Consider the following 15,045-nt stretch of genomic DNA (forward strand, 5'->3'; position numbering starts at 1 on the left):
CAGGTCACGATGCAAACGGAGAAAGCCATCAGCCAGAAGAAAAGTTTTCTGCCTTTTGATCTGAAAACCTGAGGGGCTTTGCTTATGGGTCTTGCTGTCTCCGAAAGCAAAAGCTTTTTGGTGGGCTTTTTGCTGAAAGCTGACGGCTGAGAGCTGAAAGCTTTTTCAGTGGACGGGCCAAACTTCAAGCTTTGCATTGAACTGCGCCCGGCCTTGTTTAAGCAAGTTGAAGCACCACCCAGAGCAGAAAATGCAAGGTTGGGCTCTGGACTGGGTGCAGGTGACAAACGTTTCTTTTCGAGTCCCCACCGAATTGGTGTAAATTATACACATGTTGAAGAACCCCACTGAACTCCCCGCATGGAAAGCCCTTGAGGCGCATTATCAAGAGATTCAGCACCTTCACCTGCGCGAACTGTTTCAGCAGGACCCCACCCGAGGTGAACGCCTCACCGCCGAAGCAGACGGTCTGTTTCTGGACTACTCCAAAAACCGCGTCAATGACCTGACCCTCAAACTGCTGCTGGATCTGGCCAGAGAAGCCGGTCTGGAACAACACCGCGCCGCGATGTTCTCTGGCGAGAAAATCAACACCACCGAAAACCGTGCCGTGCTGCACACCGCTCTGCGTGCCCCAAAAGGTGCAGAAATCATCGTAGATGGGGTCAATGTGGTCCCAGAGGTCCATGAAGTGCTGGACCGCATGGCTGCCTTCAGTGAGAAAGTCCGCTCTGGAAGCTGGCTGGGGTACACCGGCAAGCCCATCAAAACCGTGGTCAACATCGGCATTGGTGGGTCTGACCTCGGACCTGTGATGGCTTACGAAGCCCTGCGTGCTTACAGCAACCGTGGCATCACCTGCAAATTCGTCTCCAACGTGGACGGGACCGACTTTGCAGAAGCCGTGCATGGCCTGAACCCCGAGGAAACCCTGTTTGTGGTCTCCAGCAAGACCTTCACCACCATCGAGACCCTGACCAATGCCCACTCGGCACGGAACTGGTTGCTCTCTGGCCTCAAAGATGATGCGGCTGTGGCAAAACACTTTGTGGCTGTGTCCACCAACGCCAAAGAGGTCAGCAAGTTTGGCATCGACACCGACAACATGTTCGGCTTCTGGGACTGGGTGGGAGGCCGTTACAGCATGGACTCCGCCATTGGTCTGTCCCTGATGATCGCCATTGGTCCTGACCACTTCCGTGACATGCTCTCGGGCTTCCATGCCATGGACCAGCACTTCCAGAACGCTCCTCTGGAAGCCAACCTGCCTGTTTTGATGGGCCTCTTGGGCATCTGGTACAACAATTTCTTTGGTGCAGAGAGCGTGGCCATCCTGCCTTACGACCAGTACCTTGCCCGCTTCAGTGCTTACCTGCAGCAACTGGACATGGAAAGCAACGGCAAATACGTGCGTGTGGGCGGCGAAGTGGTGAATTACCAGACCGGACCTGTGGTGTGGGGACAACCCGGCACCAACGGCCAGCACGCCTTCTACCAGCTGATCCATCAGGGCACCAAACTGATCCCTGCTGACTTCATTGGATTTGCCCAGAGCCTCAATCCCAGTGGCCGTCACCATGACCTCCTGATGGCCAACTTTTTTGCACAAACCGAAGCTCTGGCTTTCGGCAAAACCAGCGAGGAAGTGGCAGCAGAAGGCATCTCGGGCAGCCTTGTTCAGCACAAAACCTTCGAGGGGAACCGTCCCACCAACACCTTGCTGGCCACCCGCCTGACCCCCTTTGTGCTGGGTCAACTGATTGCCCTTTACGAGCACAAGGTGTTTGTGCAGGGCGTGATCTGGGACATCAACAGCTTCGACCAGTGGGGCGTGGAACTCGGGAAGGTGCTTGCCAACCGCATCACCCCTGAGCTGGAATCTGCAGATGCAACTGCACTGAACCACGACAGCAGCACCAACCACCTGATTCGCCGTTATCGCAACCTGCGCTGATCCTGTAAAGCTCAAAACAAAAGCTCCTCCATTTGGGAGGAGCTTTTGTTTTGAGCGAAGTCAACGGTTCATTTGCATTGGATGTCGCGGTTCACCACATCTCCACGCTTCACCCAGAAACTGCCCGAGCAGGTGTACACGGTCACAGATGGATTGAATCGATCGTAAATGCGGGCATTCACCTGATACAACCCTGAATCCATGGTGCGGTTGGAAAAAACATTCAGGGTGTTGGCCAGAAAATCAAACTCCACAGTGGTGGAAATGTTGGCTCTGGGAATGTCCACTCTGGCTTCGAAGGTGTTCCTGAGGGGAGGTGGCGGAGCAGGATTGCCTGTAATCTCTTGCAAAGCTCGGTCCACACGCAAGAATTTCACATTTGGGAACTGGGGATCTGTGAGGTCCTCTCCGCTGTTCACCAGAGCACCCACCACCTGTTCCCATGTGGCCTCTGGACGTTTGCTGTACAGCAAAGCTGCAGCAGCACCCACCAGAGGAGCACTGAAACTTGTTCCGGAGTTCAGCATGTAGGTGGACTGCTCGGTGCGGTTGGCGTCGGCAACCGCACGGAACATCAACAAGCCTTCAGCAGGGGCCACCATGCGAAGGCGCCCGCCATAGTGCGAGAACCAGGTTTTCTGTTTGTTGATGTCTGTGCCTCCAACACTGACCACGTTGGCATTGTTGGCTGGATAACCCACATAGGGTTTGTTGTAATTTCCAGCCGATGCCACCACCACCACACCTGCATCTCTGGCCTCTTTCAAAGCCTGATCCAGCACAGGATCGGAAACGGTGTTGGAGCACACCCCGGCACTGGTGAGGCAAAGGCTCAGGTTGATGACTTTGGCGTTTTTCTTGATGGCTGTGCGGATGCCTTTGGCAATGATGTCGGTGCTGGATCCTCCGGAGGCGGTGTAGATGTTGATGGGAACCACCTGAATGGGAGCACTCTGGTTGCCATTCCAGTTCAGCGAAGCCACCCCCTCCTGATTGTTCGTGGTGGCGGCAATCAGGCCAATGATGGACATGCTGTGCGAAGGAAGAGACTCATCCTGATAGTAAGGGTCATCGTTGCGGTCTGCCGGATTCAGACAGTTTTCGCCAGTCTGGGTGTTGCATCCGATGGGTTGCAGATCCAAGCTCTCGGGTTTCAAGTCTTTGTGGAAAGTGTAGCCATCATCCAGAACAGCAACTTTGACCGGGGTGGTGGTGCCCTGATCGTCCCAGGCACTCTGGGCACCCATTTGGGTCAGGTACCACTGTTTGGTGTTGGGGTTTTGAGGATCCCATGCCGTGTTCAGGTAAGGGTCATTGGGGGTCGCCAGTTTGTCATACCGGTAATTGGGCTGAACCCGCAACACACCTGGGAGGTTCTGCAAAGTTTCAGGATGGTTGGTTTTGACCAGCACCTGTGCTGTCTCGGCATTTCGAGAAATCACACTGGCAGAACGGAAAAGCTGCATCTCTGAGCGGGAGGCAAAAGTCACCAGATGCTCGTTGGGAAGGCCCTCAGGTTGTGCCCTCTGGGACACCACACCTTGAGGAAGCACAAGGTTCAGGGTGACTTCACCCTGTCCGTCGGCGGGAACCAGAATGGTGCTGTTGCAACCTACGATCAGGGTGCTGACAGCCAGCAAAAACAGTGGTCTGTGATGTGGATTATGCATCAGAATCTTTACAATTATACTGATTTTGCCTCTGCAGAAATGAAACGATGATGGCAGAAACTGGCAGGCTTCCGGTCCCTCTTGCAATCGAGGTCAGACCACATCGAGGTCAGACCATGCGGATGTTGTTGCGACCAGAGGTCTTCACATTCAGCAGGGCACCATCTGCACGGCGAAAAGCACTTTCTGCGTTGTCCCATGGCTGTACCCTGGTGATGCCCACACTGATGGTCACCCGGAGCTCATTGATGAATTCTGTTTTCTCGATGTGGCGCCGGAAATGCTCACACAGGCTTTCGGTGTCCTCTGGTGTGGTGTCTTGCAGAATCACACAGAATTCCTCTCCTCCCCAGCGGTAAGACCGTCCATGGTCTGAAAAAACATCTGAGGACTGTGCTGCGATGTGCTGCAGGACCAGATCTCCCACGTCATGGCCCTGTCGGTCATTGATGCGTTTGAAGTGGTCAATGTCAAAAACCACCAGATGGGTGGACAGTTGCTGCTCTACTGCAACTTCAAAATCGGTTTGAAAAGCACGTCGGTTTGGCAAACGGGTCAGGGGATCAATGATGGCCAGTTTCTCTGCCATTTCTCTTTTTTCTCCTTCTTCGCTCACTTGTTTGTAAACGTGATGAATGGCCTGACAGATGCAAATGGCCAGCAAACCCACCACAGCCACATCCAGAGATTGCAGTTGAATGTTCCCCTGGCTGTTGGCAACAGAAAAATAGAAAACAGTTGCTGTGAAATAGGCCCCACTGATGGCCAATGAAAAGGCTGGGGTCTGGTGGTAAAGCACCGTCCAATGCCACACCATCATCATTCCCCAGGCAGGAAGCAAATACACCCCTCCTCCTGTGACGCCTAATGCATTCTGCCATTCAAAATAGAGGGTGAAACACAACATGCCCAGTTGTCCCCAGGTGAAAATCACATCCATCCATGGAGCAACTCCCTGTCGATTGCGAAAATACATCACGCTGGACAAAGCCAGCACCACCAGCGTGAAAAACACCACGGTTTGCTCTGTGGGGTTTTTCAGCCCAATCAGATGATGGCCCGTGAGCAGCAATGCTGCTGGCAAAAAAAAGTTGTAATTGTGGTGTTTCAATTGATGGAGCAGTTGGTCCTGGGGTTGCATGGCATATCCCCGCCTCAGGGGTTCCCCTTATTGTGGCAGATTCGCAATAGGCTTTGTAAAGAAAACATTGCAATTTGATGCCGTTGCTCAATCTTGTCTATCTCAATTCGATCGAAGTTCGACAGGCTTTTGAAAATCCTGAGGGTCTCCTTCACGATAAAAATCCATGAAAGGACTTTTCATGGATTCACCAGAGAAATCCATGGATCTGAAGCCATGATTTCGATTGACAAACGATTTCAGGCTGATAAAATAAAGGCAAACGATTTCATTGCTCTGACCTGTTCTGGTCGCAAAAATCAGGAGAAACACAGGAATCCCATGAAAAGAATGGTCACATTGGTTGAAGTAGCCCAGGAGGCCGGCGTCTCTCCCAGCACCGTTTCACGCATCCTGAGTGGCACAGCCAACGTCAGCCAGCGCAAACGCCATGCGGTAGAAGAAGCCATTCGCAAATTGAATTACCAGCCCAACATCATCGCCAAGGGACTGGTGCGCGGTTTGACCATGTCCATCGGGGTGCTGACCCAGGATATTTCCAGCCCTTTTTACAACGATGCGCTGCTCGGGGTGCAAGAGGCACTGCAGGGCACAGACTATGTGCCAGTCTTTGTGGATGGCCACTGGGATTCCAAAGATGAAGAAACCGCATTGCAACGCCTGATGGGCCGCGTAGACGGTCTGATCATCATGGGGGGCAGCCTCGCCGAAGACACCCTGACCCGCCTTGCAGAGAGCATGCCCATCATTGCCATTGGCCGCAAAATTCCAGAGCGGGAAAACCACAGCCTGATTCTGGACAACTACTGGGCCACCCGCAAACTGATGGATTACCTGTTTGAGCTGGGACACACCAGAATCGCCCACATCGCAGGTCCCAAGGACCATCCAGATGCCATTGAACGCCTGCATGCTTACAAAGATGCACTGGAAGCTGCAAACCTTGATCAGGATGAACGCTTGCTCGTGGAGGGAGACTACCATGAGTCTGCTGGTCTGATCGGGGTGGCCACCCTGCTGGAGTCCAGAGTCATGTTCACCGCCATTTTTGCCGCCAACGACCAGATGGCTTATGGGGCAAGGCTGGCCCTGTACCGTCGTGGAATTCGCGTTCCAGAAGAGGTCTCTCTGGTGGGCTTCGATGACTCCAAAACCTCTGAATACTTCTCTCCCCCATTGACCACTGTGCGCCAACCGATGCACGAACTCGGGCGTCAGGCTGCAGAAGGCTTGCTGGCCCTGATCAACGGTGAAGATGTGCACTTGGAGGCTCCAGAGTTGCAACTGGTGATCCGTGAATCCACCCGGCGCATCCGTTAAACCATCCACGAAAAAAGCAAAAACGCTGGAGTTTGACTTCCAGCGTTTTGCTTTTCAGGTTCACAGCAGGTTTACATTTGCTCGCGCAAGAAACCCATCAGGTCACGGATGGTTTCACGGTCAAAAGCAAACTTCAGACCAGCAGCTTCGTAGAGCTCAGGCACAGAGCGGGTGTCTCCAAGGGCCAGAGAAGCCTGATACTTTTCAAGGGCACCTGCGGGATCCTGCAAGGAGTTGCGCCAGAGTTGCAGGGCACCCAGCCAGCTCAGGCCGTACTCGATGTAGTAAAAGGGTGAGGTGAAAATGTGGTGGTAATGCCATGCTTTGCCTTGTTGCGCTTCAAAACCTTCCCATGAGGGCTGGGGTTGCAGGCGGTTGATCAGTTCGCGGCACTTGGCATCAATCTGTTCGATGGTGACATCTTCAGGGGCCTGTGTGTACACCCAATCCTGAAAGGAATCCATGAAAGCAATCCAGGGCAGGATGTGCACCACACGCAAGATCTGGGCTTCTTTGACCCTCTGGATTTCTTCTGGGGTGTAGAACGCCCCGAGGTGAGGGATTGCCAAGCATTCCATCCCCTGTGATGGGACCTCCACAAATTCGGTGGCAGAGAAACCGTTCCAGACAAAACGGTTTTGCTTCATGCTGCTGTAACCGTGGAACGCATGTCCAAATTCGTGCAGGGTGACGGTCACATCCCCTTCCATGCCCACCACGTTTTGCAACACAAAAGGCAATTTGCGGGTGGGCAAAGAGGCACAGTAAGCGTGACTCATTTTGTTTTTTCTGGAGCCCAGATCCATGGACCCTTCCTGACGGAACAACTCAAACTGCTCTCCCAGTTCAGGGCTCAGACTGGCAAACACCTTCTGGATTTTGGTTTCCAGTTCATCCACGGTTTTGAACGGATTCAGGGGTGCTCGGGCCAGAGGGTCCATCTGGGAACGCCAGTAGAAGTCCCAGGGTTTGAGGCTGTCCACCCCAAGTCCCTGACGGTGCTGTTCCAGCAATTCCAGAGCAAAAGGCACCACTTCCTGCTCAATGCTTTGCTGGAATTGCCGGGCATCTGCAGGGGTGTAATCGTAACGGTGGTACATCTTCCAGATGAATTCCTGATGGTTCTGGAACCCTGCATTGCGGGCCACCTGCTGACGCAGGGCGAGTTGCTTCATGAACACTTCGTCGAGCTGGGGGGCAATGCGCAGTCGGGCATCCTGCCAAGCCTTCCAGACCTCTTCACGAAGTTCACGGTCGGGTTCCAGCAGGAGTTGTTCCACTCTGGGTGCGGTGATCTGCTCACCACGGAAGTCCACCAGCATGTTGCCGGTGATCTGGCTGTACTGCTGGCTGAGCTCAGCGAGTTCTGCAAACAGGGGCAAGTTTTCTTCACGGAAAATCTGGCTTTCGGTTTTGAATCGCTTGAGGATCAAAACAGCATCTTCAGGTGGCGCGTAGCCTTCCAGAGCCACCAGTCTCGCCTTGACGGCTGCATCTGCGCTGGAAATCTTGGGGTTGGTTTCTTTGACAAAAGTCAGGTACTTGTCCTGAATGGACTTCTCAGCGGTGTTCAGGTCTGCACGCACACCCAGAATGGTGCTTTTCTCGATGATTTCTGCGGTGAGGTCACTCCAGTCTTGCAGGTACTGGGTGGCCGTCTCGGGCGTCAGGTCGCGTTGCAACAGTTCCTGATAACGGGGTTCATAATCAGACCATTCAATGGTCACATCGGCCATCAAGGCAGGCATGGAAGATACGGACATGCGATCAATCTAACATGTCTGGAAAACTTTGCACTAAGCCAAAAGTCGCATTGCAGGAATCGAACTTGCCCCTAAACTCTGGAGTATGTCACTTTGCCACGCACAACTGAACTGGCTGAACCTCGGTCCTCCCCGAGGTTGAGTTCTTTGTTGCGCCAGAACCGCTCGGGAAACCGGGCGGTTTTTGTTTTGTGACTTGAAAGGAGCACACCATGTCCATCCCCAACAAACCTCGCCTTTTGACAGGAGACAGGCCCACAGGCAAGTTGCACCTCGGGCATTATTTTGGATCTCTGCAGTCCAGAGTGGCCCTTCAGGAGCAGCATCAGAATTTCATTTTGATTGCTGATGTGCAGGCCCTGACCGATCACTTCCACCACCCAGAGCAGGTCTCTGAAAATGTTCTGGAGGTCCTGAAAGACAATCTGGCTGTGGGCCTCAAAGAAGAGCACTGCACTTTTGTCTTGCAGTCTCAGGTCCCTGAGATTGCCGAATTGACGGTGTTTTTTTCCAATCTGGTGACCCTGTCGCGCTTGCAGCAAAATCCCACAGTGCGCCATGAAATCCGGCAGAAACAGGCCCTGTTTGGCGAATCGGTGACTTATGGCTTTCTGGGCTATCCGATCAGTCAGGCAGCGGATCTTGCTGCATTTCAGGCCGAGGTGGTCCCCGTGGGCGAAGACCAGTTGCCCATTCTGGAACAGAGCCGTGAATTGATTCGCACTTTCCATCGGTACTATGGCGAGGTGTTCCCAGAGCCACAAGCCCTGATGGCCCAGCACAGGCGCATCAAAGGCCTGGATGGGCAACAGAAAATGGGAAAAAGCCTAGGGAACGCCATCCATCTGGCCGATTCTGCAGAGGTCACCCAACAAAGAGTGATGGGGGCTGTGACCGACCCTCAAAAGATCCGCAAAAACGATCCGGGACATCCAGAGGTCTGCACCGTCTACACCTACCATGCCCTCTTTCAGCCAGAGAACCTCGGGCAGGTGCATCAGGAGTGCACGCAGGGTCAACGGGGATGTGTGTCATGCAAAAAAGAGCTTTCCGAAAAGATCAACACCCACCTGCAACCCCTCAGGGAAAGACGCTCTGCTCTGAACGAAAAGCACCCTGAATTGACCGCCCTGCTCCTCGACCACACCGAAACCGCCAGAGTCACCTCCAGAGCCACCCTTCAAAAGGTCCGTCAGGGCATGCGCCTTATGGTCAAAACAGAATAGATCCCTATAATGGGTCTGTGCGTTTGACCCTCTGGTCCCTTTTCTACTTGCTGCTCACCGTTGTGCTCTGGATCTTTGAGGAATTTGATCCTTCCAGATCAGATGTTTCTGCCATCCTGACCTACTCACCCCACTTCTTTTACCTGCTGCCCTTGGTGCTGCTGGGATATGGTGCATTCCGGCGCAAAAACTGGGCAGCTCTGGACGTTCAGGCCCTGTGCTGGATTTTTGTGCTGGTGTACCTGATGAACTTCAACATTCCGTTGCCTCAAGACTGCTCTGGAAAGACTTTTCGGCTGTTCACCTACAGCACCACTTCTGGAAAAATCTCACCTTTTGCGTTGCAAGACACCCTCAATGTGCATGATCCAGAGGTGGTGTTGCTGCAAGACACCGGCAGCAACCAGCGAATTTATGCCAGTATGCTGCAAAAAGTGGGCTGGCAGGTGGTCCAACATCAAGGTTTGATCACAGCCAGTCGTTTTGCGGTGGTCCGGCAGTTTGCCCTTCCAGAGGCCCTGATCACCGATGTTCGCATTGGAGGGCGGGCCGTGCGGGTGGTGAATGTCCAGTTGCCCCCTGTCAACAAGCCCCTGTCCTTCAAAGAAGATGCCCGGATGCACCAGCAGGCCATGCTGAAAATCCTGTCCCAGAGCAAAGACAAATACACTTTACTGGCCGGGAATTTCAATGCCCTGCCCAGAGGCCTCTGGGCACAACCTCTCAGGAAACAGTTTGACGAAGCCATCGGACTGGGTCTCGGGTACACTTTTCCTGCTTTCCTGCCTGTAGAACGCAAATCTCAGGTCTGGTACAACTCTGGCCTGTGCCACACCCAACATGAGGTGTTGCCAGAGCGCGGATCCGACCACAGGGCCGTACAGGTGCTCTTGAACGTTAACTGAAGCTCCAGTTTGGATTAAGCGCAACTTAAAGCAACCAGACCGTGTTCACAGTAGGATATTCTCATGAAAACCAGACTGGCCACCATCAGCATCTTCCTCATGGGTTGTACCGCCATGCAAGGAAGTCCCACCTTTGAAGTTCACGATGTGCTCTTTTACGGTGATTCCAATGACCGCATCACCTGGTTCTACGAAACCCAGATGGAGCAAAACACCAAACCCGTCAAAATCAATGGTCTGGGTTACGAACTGAAAACCCAAACGGCCACAGACAGTTTTGCCTTGCCCGGCACCCTGTCCATCAGCGGTCAGAGCAGCCTGATGACCAAAACCAGCAGCATTGACAGCACCCTCAGCAAAGATTTCTCTGTCACCTACAATCCTGCTGCCGACAACTATTTCATTCGCACCTCCAGAGATCTCGAAGGTGTGTTCCTCCTGCAAAATGGCAACTGGTACCGTCTGTCTGGCAGCCTGAGTGCCAGATCCTCCACAGAAGCAGAACCTGAGTTCCGTTCCAGCGACATGCGTGGCATTGGCGAACTGACCGACAATGAAGCCAACGCCCTGAACAACGTTCTGAAAAAAGATGCCCCTCTGGTGGTGGGTGTATTGAAAGATGCCCCGGATGCCCGACTGACCGTTGAACCCGCCCCAGCCCGTTACCGCACCACCGCCCTGTATGTGCAAGAAGGCATTCCAAGAGAGAACCGTCCCACCGGAGGCGCAGTGCGATACACCCAGGTTGAATACGCTGGCAACAGCACCTATCGGAATCAGGACTTCGGGGCTGCGCTGGTCACCAGCGACAGTGTTTTTGCCACCATCTGGCAGAAAGCCAACGCCTACATCCTGCCCGCTCCTGCCGTTCCCGACATCAACTTTGCGAACTCCTCTGCTGTGTTCCTGTTCCTTGGACAGCGTTCCTCGGGTGGATACGGATTCAAAGTCAACAGCATGGAATCCAGAGGCACCGTGCTGACCGTGCGCGTGACGGTGTCCAGTCCGAAACCTGGATCCATCACCACCCAGGCCCTCACCAGCCCATGGGGTCTGTTCACCGTGGCTGGCAAGTACACCAGCCTGCGTGTGCTGGACCAGAACGGCAACCTGCTGGCAAGCACCACCGTGAACCGCAGTCCCCTTTAAAACACGAGGGCTCCAAAACACAAGAACCCAAAAAAGAAAGGCGCATGTGCGCCTTTCTTTTCGTCTGGGCTGAGCTTACCCTTGAGGTTTTTTGGGCTGCCATTTCTTGCGGCCCTCTGTGGAGGGAGTTTCAGGGGCATCAGCATTTGAAGGGGAACTTGCTGAAGGCTCAACCGCTTGAGGGGCTTCCTCTGGTTTCTCTGTTGATGGCTCCGCTGCTTGAGTTTCAACAGGTTTTTCTTGGGATTTGCCACCCCACTTCTTGCGTGCAGGGGGCGTCGCAACAGGACCTGTTGGTTCTTCTTTCAGGGCAGGAGATTCCGCAAGCTCTGGAGCACTTTCCACTGGAGTGGATTTGTTTCCTCCCCACTTCTTGCGAGGTGCCTCCTCTGAAGTGGGTGTCGCTTCAGGTGCAGTTTCTGGAGCGGGCTGCACAGGATCAGCCGATTTTGTGCCCCACTTCTTGCGTGCAGGCGCTGGCTCTGTGCTGTCCGAAAGGGTCTCCTCGACTGCAGGAATGGCAGCGGCCTCACTTGATGCTTCTGTGCTTTTGGCTCCCCATTTTTTGCGGGCAGGAGCAGTTTCAGCGCTCTGAGGTTCGGATGCCTCTGGCAAGGCAGTCTGTGCAGGAGGTTCTGTAACAGGAGTTTCTGTATTTTTGGCTCCCCACTTCTTGCGAGGGCTGGAATCCTGAGCTGGCAGTTCTGGTGCAGTTGCAGGAGTCTCAGGTGTTTCTGAGGGCTCTGTGGGGGGGGTGGTTTTGCTGCCCCACTTCTTGCGTGGCGCGCTTTCCTGTGCAGTTTCAGACGCAGATGCTGTCTCCTGTGCTGCAGTCTGGGGTTTTACCTCTGGAGCAGGTTCCACTCGGGCCTCTACCACATTGGCTTGTGGGGTGGTTTGTGTGGTTTCTACAGAAGGTTGCGGTTCAGCAGGAATTTCAGCAGGTGATGTTGCGCCTCCCACACGTTCCAGCAACAGTTCTGCCACATCTTTGACTTCGATGGTGGTTTCAGCTTTGCCGGGGGTGGAATTCAGCATGCTTTTGCAGAAAGGGCATCCGACAGCCACAGTCTTGCCTTCTTTGGCACCATCCAGACGGCGCTGGATTTCCTGAAAACGGGCTTCGGAGATGCGGGTCTCCCCTTCTTCTTCCTCTTTCCAGAACTGGGCTCCACCTGCACCACAGCAGAAACTCTTTTCTCGGGTGCGTTCAAGCTCCAACACTGTGGTGCCCATGCTTTTCAGGACATCTCTGGGGGCATCGTAGACCCCGTTGTGACGGCCCAGATAACAGGGATCGTGGAAGGTCACCTCGCCACCTTTGTCGATGGGCTCCAATCGGTGGTCATTCAGCAGCAACTCCAAGTATTCCGTGTGGTGCATCACCTGATAGTTTCCACCAAACTGCGGATACTCATTTCTGAGGGTGTTCATGCAGTGGGGGCAGGTGGCCACAATCAATTTGGCATTTGCAGCATTGAGGTTGCCGATGTTCTTGTCTGCCAGTTGTTGAAACAGGAGTTCGTTGCCTGCACGGCGAGCACTGTCTCCGGTGCAGGTTTCTTTTTTGCCCAGCACTGCGAAGTTGACTCTGGCCCGTTCAAGCAGTTGCACAAAGCTGCGGGCCACTTTCTGGGCACCGGGATCATATGCAGCAGCACATCCCACCCAATACAGCACATCCGGGTTGGGATTCTGGTCGATGGTGGGAACATGCAGCCCCTGAGCCCAATCCATGCGTTTGTCCTGAGAAATCCCCCACGGGTTTCCGGCACGCTCCATGCCACGGAAAGCCATGTTGAGTTCCTGAGGGAAATCCCCCTCCACCATCACCTGATTGCGGCGAATGTCAATGATGTCCAGCATCTGCTCGTTCTGAACCGGGCACACCTCCATGCAGGCTCCACAGGTGGTGCAGGCCCACACGGCCTCTGGAGAGATCACCATGTCCAGCAGGATCACATTCTCATCACCAGAGTTGAACGCCATCCGTTTGTTGATTTCCATGGCAGCAGGGCTCAGGGCCTTGCCGGTCTGGGTTCCGGGGCACACATCCTGACAACGGTTGCACTGAATGCAGGCGTACGCATCGATCAGTCGGGGCCACTCCAGATCGTTCATGTGCTTGGCACCAATCTTGAGTTCTTCGGCTTCCAGATCCACCTGCTGCAAAGGCAAAGTGCCCGAGTTCTCAAAGCGTTTGACCGTGTATTTGACCGGAGCCATGAAAAGGTGGATGTGCTTCGAGTAAGGGAAGTAACTCAGGAAAAGCAGGATGCTGCCCAGAGCCCCCCAGTAACACAGTGCGAATCCGGTGATGGCGGTCTCTGGGGTCACCCCAAAACCAGTCAGCATTCCAGCCACATTGGAGGCCAGAGGCTGGTAGGCATCCCGGTAATTGCCTCCTTCACTGAAGTAAATCAGTTTGAAGCCCTGCCCGAGGATTCTGGAGCCCACGTGAAACAGAATGAAACTGCTCACGATGATGCTGTCTCTGGAGATGTAGCGGTCCAGCACTTTGGGATGCAGGAGGGTCCGGTCATTCCAGGAGAAGACCTTTTTGCCTCTGGGCGAGAAACGGCGCAAAGCCAGAGCAATCACGCCCAGCAACACCCCAAGGCTGAGCAAATCTGCCAGAAAGTTGTAAGTGGCGCCGATCACTGTGCTGGATTTGATTTCAATGTGGAAGTATCCTTCCAGACCGTCAATCAGGTTCACCAGCAGGTAAAAGGTGAAACCGTACATGATCAGGCTGTGGAAGAAACTGACCAGAGGACGTTTGCGGAACACCCTGGATTGGGTCAGGGTGGTGGCAAGGGAGTAAATCAGCCGTTTGATGGGTTCATTGAACCGCAATTCGACAGCATTTCGACCCGCTCGAATGTTGGCGTACACCTGTTTGAAGCCTCGCAAACTGTAGGCCACGGCCAGGATTCCGAAGATGGCGAACAGCACCTGGTGCAGGATTGGGAGCACCTTAAACCTCCATTTATAGACTTGGTCTAATTTTGTCTAGGTTATCACGACTCTGGGTATTCCTACTATAGGGGTTTCTGAGATGTCTAAGCCTAAAAGTGAGGTGCTTTGCACTTGATCAGAGCAATTTGTCCCACATGAAGACTGTGCACACCATCAGATTTCTCATGTTTATAGGTCACTTCCGAAGGGACAACTTTGAAAGAAGAGGCCGACTTGCCCATCCGCGATGATAAATTTTACCCAAAAATCTTTTCAGAAATCGATCAAAAGGAGAAATTTCAGTCAGGAATGATACACAAATTTTTTGTCACTTTCCTGTAATAAAATTCTAAACCCATCTGCGACCACCCATTCAGAATGTGTAAGATTTTTGGAAGATTTATGGTATATACTGTGAATCGTTAAGGAAGTTCTCATCCCCCTTAACAGCAATTCAACCTGTTCCTCCGGTCTTTATACATGCGTGATCTGGAGAACAAAAGGAGCTTTTACATGCGTAAAGGTCAAGCAAACGCCGGTTTCACCCTCATCGAGCTGCTCATCGTGATCGCCATCATCGGCATTCTGGCCGCCGTGCTGATCCCCAACCTGTTGGGTGCCCGCAAACGCGCCTACGACGCAGCCGCACAAACCTGCGCTGGCGCTCTGGCAAAAGCCGCTGCCATCTACAAGATCGACAACCCCACCTCTACCACCTTCCCTGCTTATACCGAACTTGAAGGTGATGCTGCCAAGTCCGAGAAATATGGCACCAACAGCTGTGTTGATGCCAACATCACTGTTGGTGGCGCCAGCGCTGCCAACTACAGCTACACTGTGACCCACGCAAACGGAAGCAAAGTTTACACCGTGACCGAGAGCGGCATCACCAGCGTTGACAAATAATCCTTAAGGATATCAAAAACAGGGGCAAGTTTGCCCCTGTTTTTTGATAAAGG

10 protein-coding genes are annotated in these 15,045 nt (G+C 53.5%); 6 read left to right on the forward strand and 4 right to left on the reverse strand.

Going from position 1 to position 15,045, the window contains the following annotated elements; translation table 11 throughout:
* Positions 1–331: 331 nt before the first annotated feature.
* On the forward strand, positions 332–1,954 hold the full coding sequence (gene pgi, locus Q371_RS05560; protein ID WP_034337297.1) for a glucose-6-phosphate isomerase: 1,623 nt from the start codon (positions 332–334) through the stop codon (positions 1,952–1,954).
* 68 nt (positions 1,955–2,022) lie between these two features.
* Here the strand turns inward: pgi and Q371_RS05565 are convergent, their stop codons facing one another.
* Positions 2,023–3,624, reverse strand: a complete 1,602-nt coding sequence (locus Q371_RS05565) for a S8 family serine peptidase (protein ID WP_034337300.1) — start codon at positions 3,622–3,624, stop codon at positions 2,023–2,025.
* 109 nt (positions 3,625–3,733) lie between these two features.
* Complete coding sequence (locus Q371_RS05570; protein WP_034337303.1) at positions 3,734–4,765, reverse strand: GGDEF domain-containing protein; 1,032 nt, start codon at positions 4,763–4,765, stop codon at positions 3,734–3,736.
* A 321-nt stretch (positions 4,766–5,086) separates the two neighbouring features.
* On the opposite strand from Q371_RS05570, the gene Q371_RS05575 reads away from it, so the two are divergent.
* A complete protein-coding gene (locus Q371_RS05575; RefSeq protein ID WP_034337569.1) occupies positions 5,087–6,085 on the forward strand; it encodes a LacI family DNA-binding transcriptional regulator in 999 nt (332 codons plus the stop codon).
* Positions 6,086–6,156: 71 nt separating this feature from the next.
* Here the strand turns inward: Q371_RS05575 and Q371_RS05580 are convergent, their stop codons facing one another.
* Positions 6,157–7,848: a M3 family oligoendopeptidase gene (locus tag Q371_RS05580; protein ID WP_034337306.1), complete on the reverse strand. Its 1,692-nt coding sequence runs from the start codon at positions 7,846–7,848 to the stop codon at positions 6,157–6,159.
* 212 nt (positions 7,849–8,060) lie between these two features.
* Between Q371_RS05580 and trpS the strand changes: the two genes are divergently transcribed.
* From trpS to Q371_RS05595, 3 genes are all read left to right on the forward strand, one after another.
* The gene (trpS, locus tag Q371_RS05585) at positions 8,061–9,074 is read left to right on the forward strand and encodes a tryptophan--tRNA ligase (protein WP_034337309.1); all 1,014 of its coding nucleotides are present in this window, start codon (positions 8,061–8,063) and stop codon (positions 9,072–9,074) included.
* A gap of 17 nt (positions 9,075–9,091) precedes the next feature.
* A complete protein-coding gene (locus tag Q371_RS05590) occupies positions 9,092–9,979 on the forward strand; it encodes an endonuclease/exonuclease/phosphatase family protein (RefSeq protein ID WP_034337312.1) in 888 nt (295 codons plus the stop codon).
* Between the two features lie 63 nt (positions 9,980–10,042).
* Positions 10,043–11,128, forward strand: a complete 1,086-nt coding sequence (locus tag Q371_RS05595; RefSeq protein WP_034337314.1) for a protease complex subunit PrcB family protein — start codon at positions 10,043–10,045, stop codon at positions 11,126–11,128.
* Positions 11,129–11,203: 75 nt separating this feature from the next.
* On the opposite strand, the gene Q371_RS05600 is transcribed toward Q371_RS05595, so the two are convergent.
* Positions 11,204–14,104 (reverse strand): (Fe-S)-binding protein, encoded by a 2,901-nt coding sequence (locus Q371_RS05600; RefSeq protein WP_034337316.1) that lies wholly within the window; start codon positions 14,102–14,104, stop codon positions 11,204–11,206.
* Between the two features lie 495 nt (positions 14,105–14,599).
* Here Q371_RS05600 and Q371_RS05605 point away from each other — a divergent pair, with 495 nt between their 5' ends.
* Positions 14,600–14,992, forward strand: coding sequence for a type II secretion system protein (locus Q371_RS05605; RefSeq protein WP_034337319.1), 393 nt, complete (start codon positions 14,600–14,602; stop codon positions 14,990–14,992).
* Positions 14,993–15,045 lie beyond the last annotated feature (53 nt).

It is taken from the genome of Deinococcus misasensis DSM 22328 (genome assembly GCF_000745915.1).
GTDB lineage: Bacteria > Deinococcota > Deinococci > Deinococcales > Deinococcaceae > Deinococcus_C > Deinococcus_C misasensis.